The organism is Rhizobium sp. H4 (assembly GCF_003013335.1).
Classification (GTDB): domain Bacteria; phylum Pseudomonadota; class Alphaproteobacteria; order Rhizobiales; family Rhizobiaceae; genus Rhizobium; species Rhizobium sophoriradicis.
Genome location: NZ_PSOW01000006.1, coordinates 43,038 through 63,265, shown reverse-complemented (window position 1 = coordinate 63,265; position 20,228 = coordinate 43,038). Strand labels below are relative to the sequence as shown.

The 20,228-nt window shown below is 62.3% G+C and carries 18 protein-coding genes, 1 tRNA gene and 1 pseudogene; 8 read left to right on the top strand and 12 right to left on the bottom strand.

Annotation, left to right across the window (positions count from 1 at the left end; all coding sequences use genetic code 11):
• Window positions 1-149 precede the first annotated feature (149 nt).
• Window positions 150-2,288 carry a polyribonucleotide nucleotidyltransferase gene (gene pnp / locus C4N04_RS10950; protein ID WP_064681602.1) on the top strand — a complete coding sequence of 713 codons (2,139 nt, stop codon included), beginning with the start codon at window positions 150-152 and terminating at the stop codon, window positions 2,286-2,288.
• A 130-nt stretch (window positions 2,289-2,418) separates the two neighbouring features.
• Window positions 2,419-3,435, top strand: a complete 1,017-nt coding sequence (locus tag C4N04_RS10945) for a class I SAM-dependent methyltransferase (RefSeq protein ID WP_106796033.1) — start codon at window positions 2,419-2,421, stop codon at window positions 3,433-3,435.
• Between the two features lie 94 nt (window positions 3,436-3,529).
• Here C4N04_RS10945 and fabI read toward each other — a convergent pair whose 3' ends face one another.
• The 3 genes from fabI to fabA are packed head-to-tail and all read right to left on the bottom strand — an operon-like array spanning window position 3,530 to window position 6,133.
• A complete protein-coding gene (fabI, locus tag C4N04_RS10940; protein ID WP_038686044.1) occupies window positions 3,530-4,336 on the bottom strand; it encodes an enoyl-ACP reductase FabI in 807 nt (268 codons plus the stop codon).
• A gap of 4 nt (window positions 4,337-4,340) precedes the next feature.
• Window positions 4,341-5,573, bottom strand: coding sequence for a beta-ketoacyl-ACP synthase I (gene fabB / locus C4N04_RS10935; protein ID WP_038686042.1), 1,233 nt, complete (start codon window positions 5,571-5,573; stop codon window positions 4,341-4,343).
• 44 nt (window positions 5,574-5,617) lie between these two features.
• Window positions 5,618-6,133, bottom strand: a complete 516-nt coding sequence (fabA, locus tag C4N04_RS10930; RefSeq protein ID WP_038686040.1) for a 3-hydroxyacyl-[acyl-carrier-protein] dehydratase FabA — start codon at window positions 6,131-6,133, stop codon at window positions 5,618-5,620.
• Between the two features lie 300 nt (window positions 6,134-6,433).
• On the opposite strand from fabA, the gene irrA reads away from it, so the two are divergent.
• A complete protein-coding gene (gene irrA / locus C4N04_RS10925) occupies window positions 6,434-6,853 on the top strand; it encodes an iron response transcriptional regulator IrrA (protein ID WP_009988790.1) in 420 nt (139 codons plus the stop codon).
• A 122-nt stretch (window positions 6,854-6,975) separates the two neighbouring features.
• Here the strand turns inward: irrA and C4N04_RS10920 are convergent, their stop codons facing one another.
• Complete coding sequence (locus tag C4N04_RS10920) at window positions 6,976-7,611, bottom strand: trimeric intracellular cation channel family protein (RefSeq protein WP_038686039.1); 636 nt, start codon at window positions 7,609-7,611, stop codon at window positions 6,976-6,978.
• Window positions 7,612-7,725: 114 nt separating this feature from the next.
• Here C4N04_RS10920 and C4N04_RS10915 point away from each other — a divergent pair, with 114 nt between their 5' ends.
• A complete protein-coding gene (locus C4N04_RS10915; protein ID WP_038686037.1) occupies window positions 7,726-8,199 on the top strand; it encodes a hypothetical protein in 474 nt (157 codons plus the stop codon).
• A gap of 1 nt (window position 8,200) precedes the next feature.
• Here C4N04_RS10915 and C4N04_RS10910 read toward each other — a convergent pair.
• The 5 genes and pseudogenes from C4N04_RS10910 to C4N04_RS10890 form a co-directional block, all read right to left on the bottom strand.
• Window positions 8,201-8,988, bottom strand: a pseudogene (locus tag C4N04_RS10910) (YdcF family protein).
• 68 nt (window positions 8,989-9,056) lie between these two features.
• Complete coding sequence (locus tag C4N04_RS10905; RefSeq protein ID WP_106796032.1) at window positions 9,057-9,779, bottom strand: YoaK family protein; 723 nt, start codon at window positions 9,777-9,779, stop codon at window positions 9,057-9,059.
• 125 nt (window positions 9,780-9,904) lie between these two features.
• Window positions 9,905-10,144 (bottom strand): GIY-YIG nuclease family protein, encoded by a 240-nt coding sequence (locus C4N04_RS10900; RefSeq protein ID WP_106796031.1) that lies wholly within the window; start codon window positions 10,142-10,144, stop codon window positions 9,905-9,907.
• 120 nt (window positions 10,145-10,264) lie between these two features.
• Window positions 10,265-10,340 (bottom strand) — tRNA-Ala (locus tag C4N04_RS10895).
• A gap of 148 nt (window positions 10,341-10,488) precedes the next feature.
• A complete protein-coding gene (locus C4N04_RS10890; protein ID WP_038686030.1) occupies window positions 10,489-10,872 on the bottom strand; it encodes a TIGR02300 family protein in 384 nt (127 codons plus the stop codon).
• A 328-nt stretch (window positions 10,873-11,200) separates the two neighbouring features.
• On the opposite strand from C4N04_RS10890, the gene cmk reads away from it, so the two are divergent.
• Both cmk and rpsA read left to right on the top strand, forming a co-directional pair.
• Window positions 11,201-11,848, top strand: coding sequence for a (d)CMP kinase (cmk, locus tag C4N04_RS10885; protein WP_086155851.1), 648 nt, complete (start codon window positions 11,201-11,203; stop codon window positions 11,846-11,848).
• Between the two features lie 173 nt (window positions 11,849-12,021).
• Window positions 12,022-13,725: a 30S ribosomal protein S1 gene (gene rpsA / locus C4N04_RS10880; protein WP_003571265.1), complete on the top strand. Its 1,704-nt coding sequence runs from the start codon at window positions 12,022-12,024 to the stop codon at window positions 13,723-13,725.
• 77 nt (window positions 13,726-13,802) lie between these two features.
• Here the strand turns inward: rpsA and C4N04_RS10875 are convergent, their stop codons facing one another.
• The 3 genes from C4N04_RS10875 to C4N04_RS10865 all read right to left on the bottom strand — a co-directional run bounded on the left by C4N04_RS10875 (window position 13,803) and on the right by C4N04_RS10865 (window position 17,235).
• Window positions 13,803-15,356 (bottom strand): hypothetical protein, encoded by a 1,554-nt coding sequence (locus C4N04_RS10875; RefSeq protein ID WP_106796030.1) that lies wholly within the window; start codon window positions 15,354-15,356, stop codon window positions 13,803-13,805.
• 266 nt (window positions 15,357-15,622) lie between these two features.
• Window positions 15,623-16,249: a ribonuclease D gene (locus tag C4N04_RS10870; protein WP_010055059.1), complete on the bottom strand. Its 627-nt coding sequence runs from the start codon at window positions 16,247-16,249 to the stop codon at window positions 15,623-15,625.
• 179 nt (window positions 16,250-16,428) lie between these two features.
• Window positions 16,429-17,235 (bottom strand): MerR family transcriptional regulator, encoded by an 807-nt coding sequence (locus C4N04_RS10865; RefSeq protein ID WP_096770132.1) that lies wholly within the window; start codon window positions 17,233-17,235, stop codon window positions 16,429-16,431.
• Window positions 17,236-17,396: 161 nt separating this feature from the next.
• On the opposite strand from C4N04_RS10865, the gene C4N04_RS10860 reads away from it, so the two are divergent.
• Window positions 17,397-18,677, top strand: coding sequence for a 4-aminobutyrate--2-oxoglutarate transaminase (locus C4N04_RS10860; RefSeq protein ID WP_106796029.1), 1,281 nt, complete (start codon window positions 17,397-17,399; stop codon window positions 18,675-18,677).
• Window positions 18,678-18,734: 57 nt separating this feature from the next.
• Window positions 18,735-20,216: an NAD-dependent succinate-semialdehyde dehydrogenase gene (locus C4N04_RS10855; protein ID WP_106796028.1), complete on the top strand. Its 1,482-nt coding sequence runs from the start codon at window positions 18,735-18,737 to the stop codon at window positions 20,214-20,216.
• The last annotated feature ends 12 nt before the right edge of the window (window positions 20,217-20,228 follow it).

Genomic DNA, 20,228 nt, shown 5'->3' with positions numbered 1-20,228 from the left:
CGGTTTTCCCGGGAATAAGGGTTCCTGAGGAAGCTGAGACGAAAAGCCTCTCGTTGTCTTGCCCGTGATACGTCGCATTGATTGCGGTCGACTGTGCGCTGCGCCCTGATATCGGCGATGGCGCGTGCTCCCGCATTGAAGGACAAGATATGTTTGATACACACACCGTGGAAATCGAGTGGGCCGGCCGCCCGCTGAAGCTTGAAACCGGCAAGATCGCCCGTCAGGCCGACGGCGCCGTTCTCGCCACCTACGGCGAAACCGTGGTTCTCGCCACCGTCGTTTCGGCCAAGGCGCCGAAGCCCGGCCAGGACTTCTTCCCGCTGACCGTCAACTACCAGGAAAAGACCTACGCAGCCGGCAAGATCCCCGGCGGCTATTTCAAGCGCGAAGGACGCCCGAGCGAAAACGAGACCCTCGTTTCCCGCCTGATCGACCGTCCGATCCGCCCGCTCTTCCCGGAAGGCTACAAGAACGACACGCAGGTCGTCGTTACCGTCATCCAGCACGACCTTGAAAACAACCCCGACATCCTGTCGATGGTCGCGACCTCGGCAGCGCTGACGCTCTCCGGCGTTCCCTTCATGGGCCCGGTCGGCGGTGCGCGCGTCGGCTACATCAACGGCGAATATGTTCTCAACCCGCATCTCGACGAGATGGACGAGTCGAGCCTCGACCTCGTCGTCGCCGGCACCTACGACGCCGTGCTGATGGTCGAATCCGAAGCCAAGGAACTGCCCGAGGACGTCATGCTCGGCGCCGTCATGTTCGGTCACAGGGGTTTCCAACCGGTTCTCGACGCGATCATCAAGCTCGCCGAAGTTGCCGCCAAGGAGCCGCGCGACTTCCAGCCGGAGGACTATTCCGCGCTCGAAAGCGAAATGCTCGGCCTTGCCGAAGCCGAACTGCGTGAAGCCTACAAGATCACCCAGAAGGCCGACCGCTACGCCGCCGTCGACGCCGTCAAGGCGAAGGTGAAGGCGCACTTCCTCCCCGAGGAAGGCGAAGCCAGGTACACGGCCGAGGAAGTCGGCGCGATCTTCAAGCACCTGCAGGCCAAGATCGTCCGCTGGAACATTCTCGACACCAAGAGCCGCATCGACGGCCGCGACCTCGAAACCGTTCGTCCGATCGTTTCGGAAGTCGGGCTTCTGCCGCGCACCCATGGTTCGGCGCTGTTCACCCGCGGCGAAACCCAGGCAATCGTCGTTGCCACGCTCGGCACCGGCGAAGACGAACAATATGTCGACAGCCTGACGGGCATGTACAAGGAACGCTTCCTGCTCCATTACAACTTCCCGCCCTACTCCGTCGGCGAGACCGGCCGCATGGGCTCCCCGGGCCGCCGCGAAATCGGCCACGGCAAGCTCGCATGGCGCGCGATCCGTCCGATGCTGCCGTCGGCCGAGCAGTTCCCCTACACGCTGCGCGTCGTCTCCGAGATCACCGAGTCGAACGGCTCGTCCTCGATGGCGACCGTCTGCGGCACCTCGCTCGCCCTGATGGACGCCGGCGTTCCGCTTGCCAAGCCGGTTGCCGGCATCGCCATGGGCCTGATCCTGGAAGGCGACCGCTTCGCTGTTCTCTCCGATATCCTCGGTGACGAAGACCACCTCGGCGACATGGACTTCAAGGTTGCGGGTACGGCCGACGGCATCACCTCGCTGCAGATGGACATCAAGATCGCCGGCATCACCGAAGAGATCATGAAGGTCGCGCTCAGCCAGGCCCAGGGCGGCCGCACCCACATTCTCGGTGAAATGTCCAAGGCGATCACCGAAAGCCGCGGCCAGCTCGGCGAATTCGCTCCGCGCATCGAAGTCATGAACATTCCGGTCGACAAGATCCGCGAAGTCATCGGCTCCGGCGGCAAGGTCATCCGCGAAATCGTCGAAAAGACCGGTGCGAAGATCAACATCGAGGACGACGGCACCGTCAAGATCGCTTCCTCTTCCGGCAAGGAAATCGAAGCGGCCCGCAAGTGGATCCACTCGATCGTTGCCGAGCCTGAAATCGGCCAGATCTATGAAGGCACCGTCGTCAAGACCGCCGACTTCGGCGCTTTCGTCAACTTCTTCGGCGCCCGCGACGGCCTCGTCCATATCTCGCAGCTGGCTTCCGAGCGTGTTGCCAAGACGCAGGACGTCGTCAAGGAAGGCGACAAGGTCTGGGTCAAGCTGCTCGGCTTCGACGAACGCGGCAAGGTTCGCCTGTCGATGAAGGTCGTCGACCAGGCCACCGGCCAGGAGATCGCGAACGAGAAGAAGAAGGAAGAAGCGGCCGAATAAGCCGCGTCTCCCAGATTGAATTCCGGGCGCGGGAATCTTCCGCGCCCTTTTTGTATCCTGGTTTTGCGCATGTCGTGGTCGCAAAACCGCTGCACAATTTTGCCCGACATGCTTTAACGAGACGAGACCCATGAGCCGCGAGACGCTGAAGACCCTGTTCCATCCCTTTGCCAGCGGCACAGTAGAGGCGCCCGGCGAGGGCGAGCGTGTGCTGTTTCTCGGCGCCGAGGCGGGCTTTCAGCTGCCCGAAGGCTTTGCCGCCTCGCTCAGCGCCGTCCAGGGCTTCCGGCCGCTCTACCGCCAGCTTATGGCGCAGCGGATCGACGCCAAGCCGGAGATCGACGGCGAGGATTATGACGCCGCACTCGTGCTCTGCACCAAGCACAAGGGCGAGAACGAGGCGAATCTGGCCGCCGCCATCGCCCGCACGCGGGCGGGCGGCCTGATCGTCGTTGCCGGGGCCAAGGAAGACGGCATCCAGCCGCTGCGCAAGCGCCTGGAAGGGTTCGGCCTCGCCATCGACCATATGCCGAAATATCACGGCGTCGCCTTCTGGTTCGGCCGGCCGGCCGATGCCGGCGACATCGTTTCCAAGCTGGCAAAAGCGCCGGTGCGCGTCGACGACCGCTTCCATGCGACAGCCGGCATGTTCTCGCATGACCGCGTCGATGCCGGATCGGAGCTGCTCGCCTCGCGCCTGCCGCAGGATTTTACCGGCGACGTCGCCGATTTCGGCGCGGGATGGGGTTATCTCTCCGTCGAGATGGCGCAGAGATCGCGCGGACTGGGGCGCCTTGACCTCTACGAGGCCAATCACGCGGCCCTGGAGGCTGCGCGGGACAACATGGCGGAGAACTGCCCGAACGCGCCTGCGCGCTTCTTCTGGCACGATCTGGCGGGCGAGCCGGTCAAGGACAAATACGACCTCGTCATCATGAACCCGCCCTTCCATGAGGGCCATGCCGCCGAGCCGTCGCTCGGCCAGGCGATGATCAAGACCGCCGCATCCGCGCTTCGCGGCGGCGGCCGCCTGCTGCTCGTCGCCAATCGCGGCCTACCCTACGAGCCGGTTCTGGCGGCGGAATTCAGGGAAAGCGGCGAAACCTGCCGCAATGCCCGCTTCAAGGTGTTGTGGGCGAAGAAATAAGGCTCAGGCCTCGAACCGTTCTTTCATCGATCGCAAGAAAATAGGCCGTGCGCATCATCTGCGCACGGCCTTTGAGCTTCCTATCGGGTGCCGTCTACTCGACGTCTGCCCTGCGCAGCGTATCCAGCGTCGGCATCGAGGTGATGTTGAAGCCGGCGTCGACGAAGTGAATTTCGCCGGTGACGCCGGCGGAAAGGTCCGAGAGCAGGTAGAGCGCCGAGTTGCCGACCTGATCGATGGTCACGGTCTTGCGCAGCGGCGCATTGCGCTGGTTCCAGGAGAGGATCGCGCGCGCATCGGAGATGCCGGCGCCTGCAAGCGTGCGGATCGGGCCGGCGGAGATGGCGTTGACGCGGATGCCGCGCGGACCGTAGTCGGCGGCGAGATAGCGCACCGAGGCCTCGAGTGCGGCCTTGGCGACGCCCATGACATTGTAGTTCGGGATGACGCGTGTCGAGCCATTATAGGTCAAGGTCAGCATCGCGCCGCCGTCTTCCATCAACGGCGCGCAGCGCTTGGCGATCTCGGTGAAGGAGAAGCAGGAAATGACCATGGTGCGGCTGAAATTCTCGCGCGTCGTATCGGCGTAGAGACCCTTCAGCTCGTTCTTGTCGGAAAAACCGATGGCATGGACGATGAAATCGAGCTTGCCCCAGCGCTGTTCGATCGCGTCGACCAGGCTGTCGACCGAGGTGATGTCCTCGACGTCGCAGGGCAGCACGAAATCCGAGCCGACTTCGGCGGCAAGCGGCTTGACGCGCTTGCCGAGCGCTTCGCCCTGATAGGTGAAGGCGAGGTCCGCACCCTCAGCGGCGAGAGCCTTCGAAATTCCCCAGGCGATCGAGTGGTTGTTGGCGACGCCCATGACGAGGCCGCGCTTACCCTGCATGATTCCAGTCATATTATTATCCGTTATGGCGCTGGAAGACGAGCGTGGCGTTCGTCCCGCCGAAGCCGAAGGAGTTGGAGAGGGCGATATCGATCTTCGCATTGTCGATACGCTTGCGCACGATCGGCACGCCTTCGAATTCGGGATCGAGCTCGCTGATATGGGCGCTCTCGCCGATGAAGCCCTGCTGCATCATCAGCAGGGAGTAGATCGATTCCTGCACGCCGGCCGCACCCAGCGAATGGCCCGTCAGCGACTTGGTCGACTGGATATGCGGGATCCTGGCGCCGAACACCTCGCGGATGGCGCCGATTTCCTTGCTGTCGCCGACCGGCGTCGACGTGCCGTGGGTGTTGATATAGTCGACGTCGCCCTTCACCGTGGCAAGCGCCTGGCGCATGCAGCGGATTGCGCCCTCGCCCGAAGGAGCGACCATGTCGTAACCATCAGAAGTGGCGCCGTAGCCGACGATTTCGGCGTAGATCTTGGCGCCGCGGGCCTTGGCGCGCTCGAGCTCCTCGAGCACTAGCACGCCGGCGCCGCCGGCGATGACGAAGCCGTCGCGGTTGACGTCATAGGCGCGCGAGGCGTTGTCGGGCGTGTCGTTGTACTTGGAGGACATGGCGCCCATAGCGTCGAAGAGATTGGACATCGTCCAATCGAGATCCTCGTGGCCGCCGGCAAACATCACGTCCTGCTTGCCCCACTGGATCATCTCGGCGGCATTGCCGATGCAGTGCGCCGAGGTCGAGCAGGCCGACGAAATCGAATAATTGACGCCGTGAATCTTGAACCAGGTGGCGAGCGTGGCCGACGCGGTCGAAGACATTGCCTTCGGTACGGCGAAGGGGCCGATGCGCTTCGGGCTGTTGTTCTTGACGGTGATGTCGGCCGCTTCGATCAGGGTGCGCGTGGACGGGCCGCCGGAGCCCATGATGATGCCGGCGCGTTCGTTCTGCGCGTAGTCCTTCTCTTCCAGACCGGAATCGGCGATCGCCTGCTTCATGGCGACATGGTTCCAGGCGCCGCCCTGCGACAGGAAGCGCATAGCGCGGCGATCGACCAGCTCGGCAAGTTCTGCCGGGCCGAGCTTCGGGCTGCCCCAGACCTGGCACTTGAAGCCGTGTTCGGCGAAATCGTTGGAAAAGGAAATACCCGACTTTGCCTGGCGCAAGGATTCGGTGACTTCGGCCGCGTCGCTTCCGATCGAGGAAACGATACCCAGACCCGTGACAACTACCCGTCTCATCTGATCAACCTTTGTTGTTTTCGTCAGCCGCTCGAAATGCGGTTTCAGGCGGTCTTGTCTTTCGACAGACCGACGCGAAGATCGGCCGCCTGGTATATGGTCTCGCCGTCCGCCTTCAGCCAGCCGTCCGCCGTGCCGAGCACGAGGCGGCCGCGCATGACGCGCTTGAAGTCGATCCCGTATTCGATCAGCTTCGTCTGCGGCCGCACCATGCCCTTGAATTTCACTTCGCCTGTCGAAAGCGCCATGCCGCGGCCTTCCTCGCCGAGCCAGCCGAGGAAGAAGCCGGTCAGCTGCCACATGCCGTCGAGACCGAGGCAGCCGGGCATGATCGGATTACCTTCGAAATGGCAGGGAAAATACCAGTCGTCGGGGCGCACGTCGTATTCGGCCCTGAGATAGCCCTTGTCGAAGGCGCCACCCGTTTCGGAAATTTCCGTGATGCGGTGAACCATCAGCATGGGCGGCAGCGGCAGCTGCGCATTGCCGGGGCCGAAAAGCTTGCCATGAGCGCAAGCGATGAGTTCTTCATACGAGAAGCTGGACTGTCTGGTTGTCATAAATTTCTTTTTCCCCCCGCGTGAAGCCGATGGATGTGAACGTGTAGTCCAAGTTCTTCAGAAAATGAAGCACAAGCAAGGCAGCTTCACTCATCGTCCCGAACCAGGCCTACCCCATTATTTGGTGGTCGCATACAGGAAGGCCAGGGCCGCGACCAGACCTATTTGCGTCAAAAGCCCGTTTTTGCCGCCTTTATCAGGCTCTTGTCCCCATTGAACTATTGAAAGGCTGCAATGCAAAAGTTATACCGCTTGTAGAAACATGATTGCTTTATGCAGGAATAACCGGAGTTGGTCTTGATGACGGGTGCACTCCCGATCGCAATAGAGGTTAGGCTGCGCGGCGCAGGCCTGCGCCCTACCCGCCAGCGTGTCGCGCTCGGCGACCTCCTGTTTGCCAAGGGCGACCGGCATCTGACCGTCGAGGAACTGCATGAGGAGGCGGTTGCCGCCGGCGTGCCGGTTTCGCTGGCGACCGTCTACAACACGCTGCACCAGTTCACCGAGGCCGGCCTGATCCGCGTTCTCGCCGTGGAGAGCGCCAAGACCTATTTCGACACCAATGTTTCCGACCACCATCATTTCTTCGTCGAAGGCGAAAACGAGGTGCTCGACATTCCCGTCAGCAACCTGACGATAGACAATCTGCCGGAGCCGCCCGAGGGCATGGAGATCGCCCACGTCGACGTGGTGATCCGCCTGCGGGCCAAGCGGGGCTGACGGCGCCTTAGAACAGGATGATTTTAGGTCGGTCGACCTAAAATCATCCTGTTCTGGTTTAAATAGCTAGAGCATGATGTCGTCCGAAAACCGCTTACACTTTTCGGCATCATGCTCGGTCTCTACATGACATCGTCGGGATGCCGGCCGGGCTTGTGCTTGTAAATCGGGAAGGTCCAGCCGAACCACAGCGCTCCGCCGCGAACGCCAAAGGCCGCCGCGACGCCGCAGCCCGAGGCGAGATAAAGCGGCATCCCCAGCCCATTGGCGAGCGTGAACACGCCGGCCCCGATAAGAGCCGCAGTCACATAGATTTCCGGCCTGAGCAGCACCGAAGGCTCGTTTGCCATCAAGTCGCGCAGGATGCCGCCGAAGGTTGCCGTCAACGTGCCGGTGACGATGGCGATGGTCGGCGAGCCGGTGGCGGCAAGTCCCTTGGCGGCGCCGAGCACGCAATAGGCGGCCAGACCGATCGCATCCAGCCAGATCAGCAGGCGATAGCGCGATTCCAGGAGGTGAGCGGTGAAGAAAACGATGACGCCCATGATGCAGCAGACGAGAATATAGCCGGGGTTCAGCACCCAGAAGACCGGTACGCGGCCGAGCACGATATCGCGCACCGTGCCGCCGCCGGTTCCCGTCACCATGGCGAAAAACAGAAAGCCGATCAGATCGAGCTGCTTGCGCGAGGCGGCGAGCGCGCCTGTGGCGGCAAACAGCGCAATGCCGGCATAATCGAGATAGACGAGCAAGGACATCAGGACCCCGGAGCCGGCGAACAGTTTCTGGAAAGAACCACGGCGGCAAGGGCGGCGCAAGGCGGGGCGGCCATAAAGCGAGCCGATAGAGCTTTATCCAAAAGAGGAAAGCCCGTGAAAACGCTGGTGCTCGCCGTTCTGAATGTCCTCCTGCTGCTCATCTTGCCGGCTGCGGCCTTCGGCCAGCAATCGCTGATCTCCGACCCGGAGATCTACGAGAAGAAGCATTTCCAGGAGCAGTGCAAGGCGGCCGAATTCGCCGACGGCTTCATCACCCGGCAGGACATCAACAATGACGGGCTGATCGACGCGGTGGTCAACGAAGGCCTGCTCACCTGCGACGGGCAAAAGGGGCCGCAATGCAATGACGACGGCTGCACCTATAATTTCTACCTGCAGGTCGCCGAAGGCGGTTATTTCATGATCGCGACGGCACAGATCTACGGCTACGACTTCGTCCAGCGCTTCGGCAACATGGTGCTGGCGATGAAGATGCATCCGCGGTTCTGCGACCGCACCGAAGGTGATCCCTGCATCGTCACGGCGCGCGTGCGCGGCACGAAATTCGTCACCATCTCGAAGAAGTGACTCAGCGGGGATAGAGCTCCGACGTCCGGCCGGCGAGGTAATAGCCGACCAGGCCGTACCATTCCCGGATCGCCGTCGCCATGTTCTGGGCATTGAGGTTCGGCTGGGTGAAATCCAGGCCCGGCCTCACCTGCCCGTCGGTGCGATAATCGGTCGGCCAGGGCACGATATCGATGCCGAGCTTGCGGAAGATGCCGACGGAACGCGGCATATGGAAGCCCGAGGTGATCAGCAGACAATGGGAAAGCCCCTTGGCTTGCCAGGAATTCCTTGGTGTTGACGGCGTTTTCAAAGGTGGTGCGCGATTGCCGCTCCTCAATCAGCCGATCTTTGCCGATGCCGAACAGCGGGAAGAACCGCTCGGATGCCGCCGCATCGCCTTCGTAGATGCCCGAGAGCGAGCCGTCGCCGCCCGAGATCAGAATGCGCGACTGCGGAAATTTCTGCGCAAGCCGCAGGGCTTCGACGAAGCGGTCGGCCGCTGCGTTGAATTCGATGCCGTGGCGCGCCGTGTTCACCTCATTTTCGAAGGCGCCGCCGAGCACGATCATGCATTGCAGGTTCTCCGGATCGCCGGCAGGCTTTGGACCGCTGCTCGAGTCCCTGCATCAGCAGGTTGCCGGCCGTGGTATAGAGCGTGACGAAGAGGATGAGGGCGCCACCGGCTGTCGCGAAAAGACTTAAGGCGCGCCAGCGCCGAAGCCCGGCGAGGAGCGCGAAGAAGACAAGAAGGAATGCCAGCGACAGCGGCTGGCCCAAAATCCAGACAAGCTTCGAAATCAGAAACAAGATCTACTCCTCGAGGACGGACGGCGCTCCTTCCTATCCGATTCGATGGTAACAGGAATGCGACGCTTCTATTTGCCGCGCACAGCGGCCCGGTTGTGCGGCGCGATCTTCTGGTTGAAGCGCCGCTGAAGCGGCCGGGGAATGAACATGGCGGCAAGCGCCAGCGCCATGGCAAAGATCGAGACCAGCCACAAGGCATGCGCACCGGTCAGCCGCGTCAGGACGGCGCCGGCGATCGCGCCGAGCACCATGCCGCCCCAGGGCACGATCTGGATCGTCCATTCAATCCGACGATCGCCGATGATCCAGCGGCCGATGCCGCGGCCGAAACGCGACAGCGCGCCGGTGACATAAGTCAGCCCGATCGGCAGGCCCTCGATATGTTCGACGGCGGCATTCACCATGCCCATGGAACAGACGATCATGAAGAAGCGCGCCAGCATCAAACTCTGCCCCGTCGTCATCGAAGCGAGCGCCAGGACAAGGCCGACGCAGCCGAGCACCACGAAAATCCGGCGCTGCGAGACATGGGCGATGACGATGCCGGCCGCGTTGCCGAGCACGAAAACGCCGATGGCGGAGATCAGCACCGCCGCGTGATAAAGATTGCCCTCGCTCAAAGCCAGCGCCGCCCGTGTCGTATTGCCGGTCATAAAGGAGACGAAATCGCCGGTCAGCAGCAGACCGGTCGCATCCGTCATGCCGGCCAGAAACGATATCGAGCCGACGAGGGCGAGCCCGGTCAGGGTGCGTCGGGTGCGGATGATACGGCGTCGTCTTGCTCTGGTCATGGACGGAGGGGTCCTGAAGTGGAATCACTGGGTTTCCGGCAGCAAATATACATGCTGTTCATTGAGGAATTGGCAAAGAGGATCGGTTGGGGATGGGGGGCGGCCTACCGGCGCCGATGGGGCGGCTAGAGTCTTTTCTTTGCGAATGCTCTGCCAGAAGCCGACTTCAGATATTTCTCGAAAGCAAAGGCCTGCGCTTCATCGGAGAAAGCGACATAGGTCTTGAGAGACCAAGGAACGTATTTCGAGGTATGAGGGACTTCCCCGGCGTTGTGTTTTGCCAGCCGTGCCTTCAGGTCACTCGTCACGCCAATGTAATAACGATTCGGAAATTCGACACTGTGAAGAATGTAGACGTACTTCATGGAAGGATCATAGCCCGCCTACGTTGCTTCGCAACTTCGGCGCGGCAGCCTCCGCTTTCTTCTCGCCTTCGTCACGTCAAGCCTTCCGGCTTGCCGAGCCGAAGCTCGAAGAGCGTAGGCTGGTGGAGCTAAGCGGGATCGAACCGCTGACCTCTTGCATGCCATGCAAGCGCTCTCCCAGCTGAGCTATAGCCCCATCAAAGGTGGTCCGGCGTGGCCGGTCCTGGGATACTCCAGAGGCGTTCCCTCTGGGGTGGCGGCTTCTTACTTGCGGTTTTCGCAGATGGCAAGCCTAAAAAATCCGACCCGGAATTTTTTTGTAATCCGGGCCGGCGTTTGTCTGATCAGACTTCGTCTTCGTCGCCGGTCACGCCGATGATGTCGCTCATGTCGTCATCGTCATCGTCTTCGTCGGGTGTGAGGAAGGTATCGTCGTCGTCATCGCCTTCGATTTCGACATCGTCGTCGCCCATATCCGGGATGTCGTCGCCGCCGGCGGCGTCATCGGCATCCTCAAGCGAAACCAGTTCGACTTCGGTGTTTTCGGTATCGACTTCCGCAACCTCGTCTTCCTCGGCGACGTCGGCGATCGCCGAGGTTTCCTCGAAGAAGGACAGGGGGTAGGACTTGCCGGTATAAGGAGAAACGATCGGATCCCGGTTCAGGTCGTAGAACTTCTTGCCGGTTTCCGGATCGGTGCGCTTGGTTCCAAGTTCCGCTTTCGCCACTATAAGCCTCGTGAGAATGGCCGAATCCGCGATTCGGCAAAATGCCGTTCAAGCCGGCGTTCCATCGGAATTTATAAGCCGGTCCCCTTAATCGCTGCGGCTTCCCATGTCAAAGCCAAACTTTATGATCGCAGTGCCGGGTATTTCCGGCGCCGGCGGATACCCGGCCGGCGTCCCTCTCGCAACGAGGCGCGGAGGCTGCGGAAGCAGGCGGAGACGGTCGCCGGAAAGGGCGGGCTTGCGAAGGAAATGCTGCGCCTTTACAAAGCATTATGCCACGTGTGGCGCCGCATCGAGGCCCGTAAGCGCCTGCTCCAGGATTGATCCCATGACGACCAAGACTTTCACCATCGCCATCGACGGCCCGGCGGCGGCCGGCAAGGGCACGCTTTCGCGCCGCATCGCCGAGCAATACGGCTTCCACCATCTCGACACCGGCCTGACCTACCGCGCCACCGCCAAGGCGCTGCTCGACGCCGGTCTGCCGCTCGACGACGAGGCGGTGGCGGAGAAGATGGCGCTGGAGGTTGAACTTGGCGGGCTCGATCGCGATATACTTTCGCAACACGAGATCGGCGAAGCCGCCTCGAAGATCGCCGTCATGCCGGCGGTGCGCCGGGCGCTCGTCGAGGCGCAGCGGCGGTTCTCGGAAAAGGCGCCCGGCACGGTGCTCGACGGGCGCGATATCGGCACGGTCGTCTGCCCGGATGCGCCGGTAAAATTATATGTGACGGCGTCGCCGCAGGTGCGCGCGAGACGCCGTTATGACGAGATTGTCGGCAAGGGTGCGACGGCGGATTTCGATGCGATTTTCGAGGACGTCAAGCGGCGCGACGAACGCGACATGGGACGGGCCGACAGCCCCTTGAAACCAGCTGATGATGCGCACTTGCTTGATACGTCGGAAATGAGTATAGAGGCCGCGTTTCAAGCTGCGCAATCGATCATCGATGCAGTCTTGAACCGAAATGCCTAAATTCAAGCGATTTTGCATGCTGAGACGCATGGATCGCTTTTATGCAGCCTGAAATTCCGTCCAAGCGCCGGATTGCCTTCGTGAGAGAGGGCGGACTGGGTTCAGGCCCGTTCAACGCAAACCAACCGGCGCGCACGTGTCCGATTCCATGTTCGGGACACGCAGGAGATTTTATGTCAGTAGCTACTCCCTCCCGCGAGGATTTCGCGGCTCTTCTCGAAGAGTCCTTTGCCAAGAACGACCTGGCCGAAGGCTATGTCACCAAGGGCATCGTGACGGGCATCGAGAAGGACGTCGCCGTTGTCGACGTCGGCCTCAAGGTTGAAGGCCGCATCGCGCTCAAGGAATTCGGCGCACGCGCCAAGGATGGCCAGCTCAAGGTTGGCGATGAAGTCGAAGTCTATGTCGAGCGTATCGAAAACGCGCTCGGCGAAGCCGTTCTGTCGCGCGAGAAGGCTCGCCGCGAAGAGAGCTGGGTCAAGCTCGAAGCCAAGTTCGAAGCCGGCGAGCGCGTCGAAGGCGTGATCTTCAACCAGGTCAAGGGCGGCTTCACGGTCGACCTCGACGGTGCGATCGCCTTCCTGCCGCGTTCGCAGGTCGACATTCGTCCGATCCGCGACGTCACGCCGCTGATGCACAACCCGCAGCCCTTCGAAATCCTCAAGATGGACAAGCGTCGCGGCAACATCGTGGTTTCGCGCCGTACGGTTCTGGAAGAATCCCGTGCCGAGCAGCGTTCTGAAATCGTTCAGAACCTCGAAGAGGGCCAGGTTGTTGACGGCGTCGTCAAGAACATCACCGATTACGGTGCGTTCGTTGACCTCGGCGGCATCGACGGCCTGCTGCACGTCACCGACATGGCATGGCGCCGTGTGAACCATCCGTCGGAAATCCTGAACATCGGCCAGCAGGTCAAGGTTCAGATCATCCGCATCAACCAGGAAACCCACCGCATCTCGCTCGGCATGAAGCAGCTCGAGAGCGATCCGTGGGATGGCATCCAGGCCAAGTATCCGGAAGGCAAGAAGATTTCCGGTACCGTCACTAACATCACCGACTACGGTGCGTTCGTCGAGCTGGAGCCGGGCATCGAAGGCCTGATCCACATCTCGGAAATGTCCTGGACCAAGAAGAACGTTCACCCCGGCAAGATCCTGTCGACCAGCCAGGAAGTCGAAGTCGTCGTTCTCGAAGTCGATCCGTCCAAGCGCCGTATCTCGCTCGGCCTCAAGCAGACGCTGGAAAACCCGTGGGCAGCATTCGCCCGCAGCCATCCGGCCGGCACTGAAGTCGAAGGCGAAGTCAAGAACAAGACCGAATTCGGCCTGTTCATCGGTCTCGACGGCGACGTCGACGGCATGGTGCACCTCTCCGACCTCGACTGGAACCGTCCGGGCGAACAGGTCATCGAGGAGTTCAACAAGGGTGACGTCGTCAAGGCCGTCGTTCTCGATGTCGATGTCGAGAAGGAACGCATCTCGCTCGGCATCAAGCAGCTCGGCAAGGATGCGGTCGGCGACGCCGCTGCATCGGGCGACCTGCGCAAGAATGCAGTCGTTTCCTGCGAAGTCATCGCGGTCAACGACGGCGGCGTCGAAGTGAAGCTCGTCAACCACGAGGACATCACTTCCTTCATCCGCCGCGCCGACCTCGCCCGCGACCGCGACGAACAGCGCCCCGAGCGCTTCTCGGTCGGCCAGGTCTTCGATGCCCGCGTCACCAACTTCTCCAAGAAGGACCGCAAGATCATGCTGTCCATCAAGGCTCTGGAGATTGCGGAAGAGAAGGAAGCCGTTGCCCAGTTCGGTTCGTCCGACAGCGGCGCTTCGCTCGGCGACATCCTGGGCGCAGCGCTCAAGAACCGCGGCGGCGAATAAGCCTCGCATCCGCATTTGAATTGAAGAACCCGCCGGAGCGATCCGGCGGGTTCTTCATTTTCAGGCGGTAAAAAATTTTACTCCCAGCCAACCATGCGTTGATAGAGCGCATAAACAGGGTCGGCGGCCGCGCCTGACTGATAGGGCGTCGGCTCGGCATCGATCATCCTCGGCGTCCTGCGCTCAGGCGCCGCATCGGCTGTTTCGACATCGGCTGCGGCATCCCCGCCGCCGGACTGCGCCTGCTGTTCATCCTCTTGCTGCTGATCCGGCGCCCCATCGTGATGATGCTGATGCTGGTGGCTGGTTTCACCGGCCTTCTCGTTCGACGGGACATCCTTGGCAAACTGATAGGGCAGCTGCGTATAGGCAAATCCCTCCGGCATCCTTGCCGCGAGTGGTACATAGGCAGCCTCGGCCGCCTCGGCTATCGGCATCATTGGCGGTGGCGCGGCAGTCTCTTTCGGCTGGCGGGCAGCCAGGATCTCCGTTTCCACCGGCGAAGGGCGCGGCGCTGCGGCGGCGCGCGCATCGGGCGCTGCGAGTTCCGCCGGCTGCCTAGTCAAGGTTTCGGTCGCATCGCTGATGACGGCCTCATCGAGGATCGTATCGATCTCCACGGCCGCTTCGACGGGGCCATCCTCCGGCACGGCTTCGACGTCCTGCTCGCGGATGATGGTGGCGATCATCTCGGAGGCCTCTTCGGTCATCGAAGCGACAATTCCCGTCCAGTTTCTGGGAATGACGGGATCGGCTTTTTCCGGCATGGCGCGAGGCTGGATGGCAGGCGCCTCCGGCATTTCCCGCGCGTCCTCGGCCACTGTGGCTTCGGCCGGTAAGGCTTGCGCGGCGTCGATCTCCTGCGGCTCGGATTCTTCCAGGACGTCTTCGCTTGCCGCTGCCGACGCGGATTGAGCCCGGTTTTCAGGCCGCGGCGCTTCCGGATCGGCAGCGTCCACGGCCTCGGCGATCACCGCTTCCTCGGCGGTCGCCAGCGCCGTGGCCTCGATCAGCGCGCTAGGCGGCGGCGCGGAGAGCTTGTCTGCCAGCCGGCGCATGGCGGCAGGCGAATGATTCTCATGCAGCTGGATCTCCGGCCGGGCTTCGGCGCGCATCGGCGAAGCGTCGTTCTGGCCATAGGAGCGCACGACAGCGCGGGCGGCAAGATCGCGATCCTTGTAGCGGACGATTTCCAGATAGGCGACGAGGCGCGCCGCTTCCGGGCCCGCGGGGTTCTTCAGAGCGGCGGCGATCATCCGAAGCGGCAGGCTGTGGCCTTGCTCGGTGAGTTGGCGCTCGACCTCGTCGATCCTGACGGCCGGCAGCCGCTGGATGGCATCGGCCAGCCGCGAGGCGAAAGCAAGATTGGTCTCGTCCTCGTCGCGGTCCAGGGAGATCGAGCGGCCTGCCGCATTGATAATATCGAGAAGGGCTTCAACCATGCGCTCGCGCGCGGCAAGAAGCAGGATATTGAGCTTGCCGGCAATGGCGGAATTCAGGTCGGCGGCTTCAACAGGGTTGACAGGCGCGGGCGAAATCACAGAACGGCCTAGGCCGCCGGCGACGACCGCCGCAGTCTGGCCTTGAGACGAAAAGCTTGCATTGGACGCTGCACGAACGGGAGTCAACATGGCATGCTCCTTTCGCAAAGTGACGATGAAAGCAGGCTCTATTAAAGGACCGTGCTCATCCGATCCCTCTGCATCCCAGCAGATCCTCCTGTCCGCATGACGCAATTCCGCGTCATCGAATGCATAAATATTAACGAGAATTTTAGTAAAGAGACCTTAACGAAACGCTAATGCATGTCGTCCGGAAGTGTGCAGCGGCCGCGAGGCCACGCCCGGGCTGGTGCCGGCCTTCGCGTGCTGGTCGGCAATGCCGTCGGGCGGTTCGCTCAGCTATGGGCGAAGATATCGGCCTCTTCCCAGCCGAGCAGGTCGAGCTTGGCGCGGGTCGGCAGGAATTCGAAGCAGGCGGTGGCATGGTCGAAGCGGCCGTCGCGGATCAGGCGTGCGGTCAGCTTGTCGCGCAAAGCATGCAGGTAAAGTACGTCGGAAGCGGCATATTCGAGCTGGGCCGGAGACAGTGTTTCGGCCGCCCAGTCGGAAGATTGCTGCGTCTTGGAGATATCGATGTCGAGCATCTCCTTGAGATTGTCCTTCAAGCCATGGCGATCGGTGTAGGTCCGGATCAGGCGCGAGGCGATCTTAGTGCAGAAGACCGGGGTCGTGGTGACGCCGAAAGTGTGGAAGAGCACGGCAATATCGAAGCGGCCATAGTGAAAGATCTTCTGATGGGTCGGATCTTCGAGCAGGGCGACCAGGTTGGGCGCCTCTTTCTGGCCGGCGGCGATACGGATGACGTCGGCGGTGCCGTCACCCGGCGAAAGCTGGACGACGCAGAGCCGATCGCGGCGCGGCACCAGGCCGAGCGTTTCGGTGTCGATCGCTACCGCGCCGGTGTAGCGGGCGGCATCGGCCGCTGATATATCGCCTTCGTGATACCGTATGGTGGCGGCCATGAGACAATCTTTCGTTCGAATGCGTCTCCTGCGGCGCCGCGCGTCCTTTCAGACGGGCAAAGCTGCAGCACTATGTATTGCTGTATAATTTTACCTGAAATCGCTTCCGATTTAAGGAATAATGCAGTCGCTATAGCGCAAAGGCGCAAGCTGCGAAACCGCTTCCTGCGACGGGCGGGTCAAAATGTCGGCGGCGTGTTGATCCAGAGAAGCACGGTTTCGCCGTCGTGGCGGTTGCGCCAGGAATGGTAGCGGCGGCTTTCGAAATACAGCGAATCGCCCGGACCGAGATCGAAGAACTGATCGCCGTCGAGCACCAGCTCGAGCCGGCCGGACAGGACATGCATGAATTCCTCGCCCTCGTGGCGATAGGCGCCCTCGCTGGCTGCGCCCGGCGCCAGCACGAAACGATGGCAATCCATCATCCTGGGGCCTTCCGCCAGCAGCTGCACGGTGACGCCAGGCGTCGTTTCCGGCCAGCTGCGCCATTCCCCGGCGCGCACCAGGGCCGGCACCTCGCCGCTTTCCTCACCGGAAAGGCGGGAGACGGTGGTGCCGTAATATTCGGCGAGATCGTGCAGCGTCTTGAAGCCGACGCCCTGCGAGGTGCGCTCCAGTGTCGAGAGCGTCGAAGCGGTGATGCCGTTATCGCTGGCCACCTGTTCCAGCGTCTTGCCGGCGGCATGGCGCAGGCTGCGCAGCCGGCGGCCGAGGCCGGAATCCTGGCTTGCTTCGCCCTCGGCCGAGGGATCTTCGCCCTCCAGCGCTTCGCGGATGGCCGCAGGATTGAGGCCGCGCTCGACCCGATACCAGGAGATGCGCTTCAGGCGCGCCACGTCGTCGGCGCTATATTGCCGATGACCGGTGTCGGAGCGGCCGGGAACCACCAGACCTTGGCTTTCCCAGAGGCGCAGCGTCGAGGCGGACACGCCCGCCAGCCGCGCGGCCTCCGCCACCTTGTAGCGCACAGGCCCGTTATCGTTCATCCGCCACTATCCCCGATTCTCGTCGCGCGAGCATTGATCAAAACGCGTGATGTTTGAAGCAAAAAATGCCGCTTGCTTTCTTGCAGGAAAAATGTAGGAATTTTCAGAATCTTGCAGAACTTATGCAAGATATGCCTAAACCCTCGATATGGAGCAGATCGATGACCGCGACAAGCCTTACGGACCGGAAGAACGCCGCGATTTCGCGCGGCGTCGGCATCACCACCCAGATCTATGCGGACCGCGCCGAGAATGCCGAAATCTGGGATAAGGAAGGCCGCCGCTATATCGATTTCGCCGCCGGCATCGCCGTACTCAACACCGGCCACCGCCATCCCAAGGTCATCGCAGCCGTCAAGGATCAGCTCGACCATTTTACCCATACCTGCCACCAGGTTGTTCCCTACGAAAGCTATGTCAGCCTTGCCGAACGGTTGAACGCGTTGCTGCCGGGTGACTTCGAGAAGAAGACGATCTTCGTCACGACAGGCGCCGAGGCGGTGGAGAATGCCGTCAAGATCGCCCGTGCGGCAACCGGCCGCTCGGCCGTCATCGCTTTTGGCGGCGGTTTCCACGGCCGCACCTTCATGGGCATGGCGCTGACCGGCAAGGTGGTGCCCTACAAGGTCGGCTTCGGCGCCATGCCGGGCGACGTCTTCCATGTTCCCTTCCCGGTCGAACTGCACGGCGTCACCGCCGATCAGTCGCTTGCCGCGCTGAAGAAGCTCTTCGCCGCCGATGTCGATCCGCAGCGGGTCGCCGCCATCATCATCGAGCCGGTGCAAGGCGAAGGCGGATTCTATCCGGCGCCCGCCGCCTTCATGAAGGCGCTGCGCGAACTCTGCGACCAGCACGGCATCCTGCTGATCGCCGACGAAGTCCAGACCGGTTTTGCCCGCACCGGCAGGATGTTCGCGATGGATCATCACGAGGTGGCGCCTGACCTGACGACAATGGCAAAAAGCCTTGCCGGCGGCTTTCCGCTCGCCGCCGTGACCGGCCGCGCCGAGACCATGGACGCGCCGGGACCGGGCGGGCTCGGCGGCACATATGGCGGCAATCCGCTCGGCATCGCCGCCGCCCATGCCGTCCTCGACGTCATCGCCGAAGAGGATCTCTGTAGCCGCGCGAACCTGCTCGGCGGCCGGTTGAAGCAGCGGCTGGAATCGCTGCGCGAGAGCGTGCCCGAAATTGCCGATATCCGCGGGCCCGGCTTCATGAATGCCGTCGAATTCAACGACCTGACGACCGGATTGCCGAGGGCCGAATTCGCCAACCGGGTGCGGCTGATCGCGCTCGACAAGGGCCTGATCCTGCTCACCTGCGGCGTCCACGGCAATGTCATCCGCTTCCTTGCGCCGATCACCATTCAGGACGAGGTGTTTGGCGAGGCGCTCGACATTCTCGAAGCCTCGATGCTGGAAGCGAGCGCGGCCAAGTGACCGAACCGGATTTCAACGGCTGCCGGCGACCGGCAGCCGCTCCCAAGGAGATTTGACATGGCTTTCACCACTGCCCTGACCAGGCACGTTCCGTTCTCTTCGCCGTTCCTGCGCGATGCCGGCTATATCAACGGCGTCTGGACATCGGGCGATGCCGCCAAGACCTTCGACGTGCTCAATCCTGCAACCGGCGAGCTGCTTGCGTCGCTGCCCGATATGGGAGCCGCCGAGACGCGGGCGGCGATCGATGCGGCCTATGCCGCCCAGCCGGCCTGGGCGGCCCGCCCGGCGAAGGAACGCAGCGTCATCCTGCGCAATTGGTTCGACCTGATGGTCGCCAATGCCGACGAACTCGCCGCGATCCTGACCGCCGAAATGGGCAAGCCTTTCGCGGAAGCGCGCGGCGAGATCCTTTATGCCGCGTCCTATGTCGAGTGGTATGCGGAAGAAGCCAAGCGCATCTACGGCGAGACGATCCCCGCGCCTTCGAATGACAAGCGCATGATCGTCATCAAGCAGCCGGTCGGCGTCGTCGGCACGATCACGCCGTGGAATTTTCCGGCGGCGATGATCGCTCGCAAGATCGCGCCGGCGCTGGCCGTCGGCTGCACGGTCGTGTCGAAGCCTGCCGAACAGACGCCGCTGACGGCGATCGCCCTTGCCGTGCTCGCCGAACGGGCCGGCATTCCGGCCGGCGTCTTCAATCTCATCGTCGGCATCGACGGCCCGGCGATCGGCCGCGAGCTCTGCGGCAATGACAAGGTGCGCAAGATCAGCTTCACCGGCTCCACCGAGGTCGGCCGCATCCTGATGCGGCAATGCGCCGACCAGATCAAGAAGGTGAGCCTGGAGCTCGGCGGCAACGCGCCCTTCATCGTGTTCGACGATGCCGATCTCGACGCCGCCGTCGAGGGCGCGATCGCCTCCAAATACCGCAATGCCGGCCAGACCTGCGTTTGTGCCAACCGTCTCTACATCCAGTCGGGCGTCTATGACACCTTCGCGGCCAAGCTTGCCGCCAGGGTCGCCGCAATGTCGGTCGGCGACGGCTTCCAGGCGGGTGTCGAGATCGGGCCGCTGATCGACGAGCAGGGCCTTGCCAAGGTGGAGGACCATGTCGGCGACGCGCTTGCCAAGGGCGCCAAGCTGCTGACCGGCGGCAAGCGCATCGACGGCGCCGGCACCTTCTTTGCCCCAACGGTGCTGACCGGCGTTGCGCGCGGCATGAAGGTGGCGCGCGAGGAAACTTTCGGGCCGGTGGCGCCGCTCTTCCGTTTCGAGACGGCCGAGGATGTGATCGCCGAGGCCAATGATACGGAATTCGGTCTTGCCGCCTATTTCTATGCCGGCGACCTGAAGAAGGTCTGGCGAGTGGCGGAAGCGCTGGAATACGGCATGATCGGCATCAATACCGGCCTGATGTCGTCCGAGACGGCACCTTTCGGCGGCATCAAGCAATCCGGTCTCGGCCGCGAGGGCTCGCGCCACGGTGCCGACGATTATCTCGAAATGAAATATCTCTGCATCGGCGGCGTCTGATCCGTCAGCCGG

Bases quoted from the DNA above. Each gene is read 5' to 3' on its own strand.
- fabI (WP_038686044.1), bottom strand. From the start codon at position 4,336: ATGACTGGAATCATGCAGGGTAAGCGCGGCCTCGTCATGGGCGTCGCC.
- C4N04_RS10865 (WP_096770132.1), bottom strand. From the start codon at position 17,235: ATGAACGATAACGGGCCTGTGCGCTACAAGGTGGCGGAGGCCGCGCGG.
- C4N04_RS10945 (WP_106796033.1), top strand. From the start codon at position 2,419: ATGAGCCGCGAGACGCTGAAGACCCTGTTCCATCCCTTTGCCAGCGGC.
- irrA (WP_009988790.1), top strand. From the start codon at position 6,434: ATGACGGGTGCACTCCCGATCGCAATAGAGGTTAGGCTGCGCGGCGCA.
- C4N04_RS10905 (WP_106796032.1), bottom strand. From the start codon at position 9,779: ATGACCAGAGCAAGACGACGCCGTATCATCCGCACCCGACGCACCCTG.
- rpsA (WP_003571265.1), top strand. From the start codon at position 12,022: ATGTCAGTAGCTACTCCCTCCCGCGAGGATTTCGCGGCTCTTCTCGAA.
- fabB (WP_038686042.1), bottom strand. From the start codon at position 5,573: ATGAGACGGGTAGTTGTCACGGGTCTGGGTATCGTTTCCTCGATCGGA.
- cmk (WP_086155851.1), top strand. From the start codon at position 11,201: ATGACGACCAAGACTTTCACCATCGCCATCGACGGCCCGGCGGCGGCC.
- pnp (WP_064681602.1), top strand. From the start codon at position 150: ATGTTTGATACACACACCGTGGAAATCGAGTGGGCCGGCCGCCCGCTG.
- fabA (WP_038686040.1), bottom strand. From the start codon at position 6,133: ATGACAACCAGACAGTCCAGCTTCTCGTATGAAGAACTCATCGCTTGC.
- C4N04_RS10875 (WP_106796030.1), bottom strand. From the start codon at position 15,356: ATGTTGACTCCCGTTCGTGCAGCGTCCAATGCAAGCTTTTCGTCTCAA.
- C4N04_RS10900 (WP_106796031.1), bottom strand. From the start codon at position 10,144: ATGAAGTACGTCTACATTCTTCACAGTGTCGAATTTCCGAATCGTTAT.
- C4N04_RS10870 (WP_010055059.1), bottom strand. From the start codon at position 16,249: ATGGCCGCCACCATACGGTATCACGAAGGCGATATATCAGCGGCCGAT.
- C4N04_RS10860 (WP_106796029.1), top strand. From the start codon at position 17,397: ATGACCGCGACAAGCCTTACGGACCGGAAGAACGCCGCGATTTCGCGC.
- C4N04_RS10855 (WP_106796028.1), top strand. From the start codon at position 18,735: ATGGCTTTCACCACTGCCCTGACCAGGCACGTTCCGTTCTCTTCGCCG.
- C4N04_RS10920 (WP_038686039.1), bottom strand. From the start codon at position 7,611: ATGTCCTTGCTCGTCTATCTCGATTATGCCGGCATTGCGCTGTTTGCC.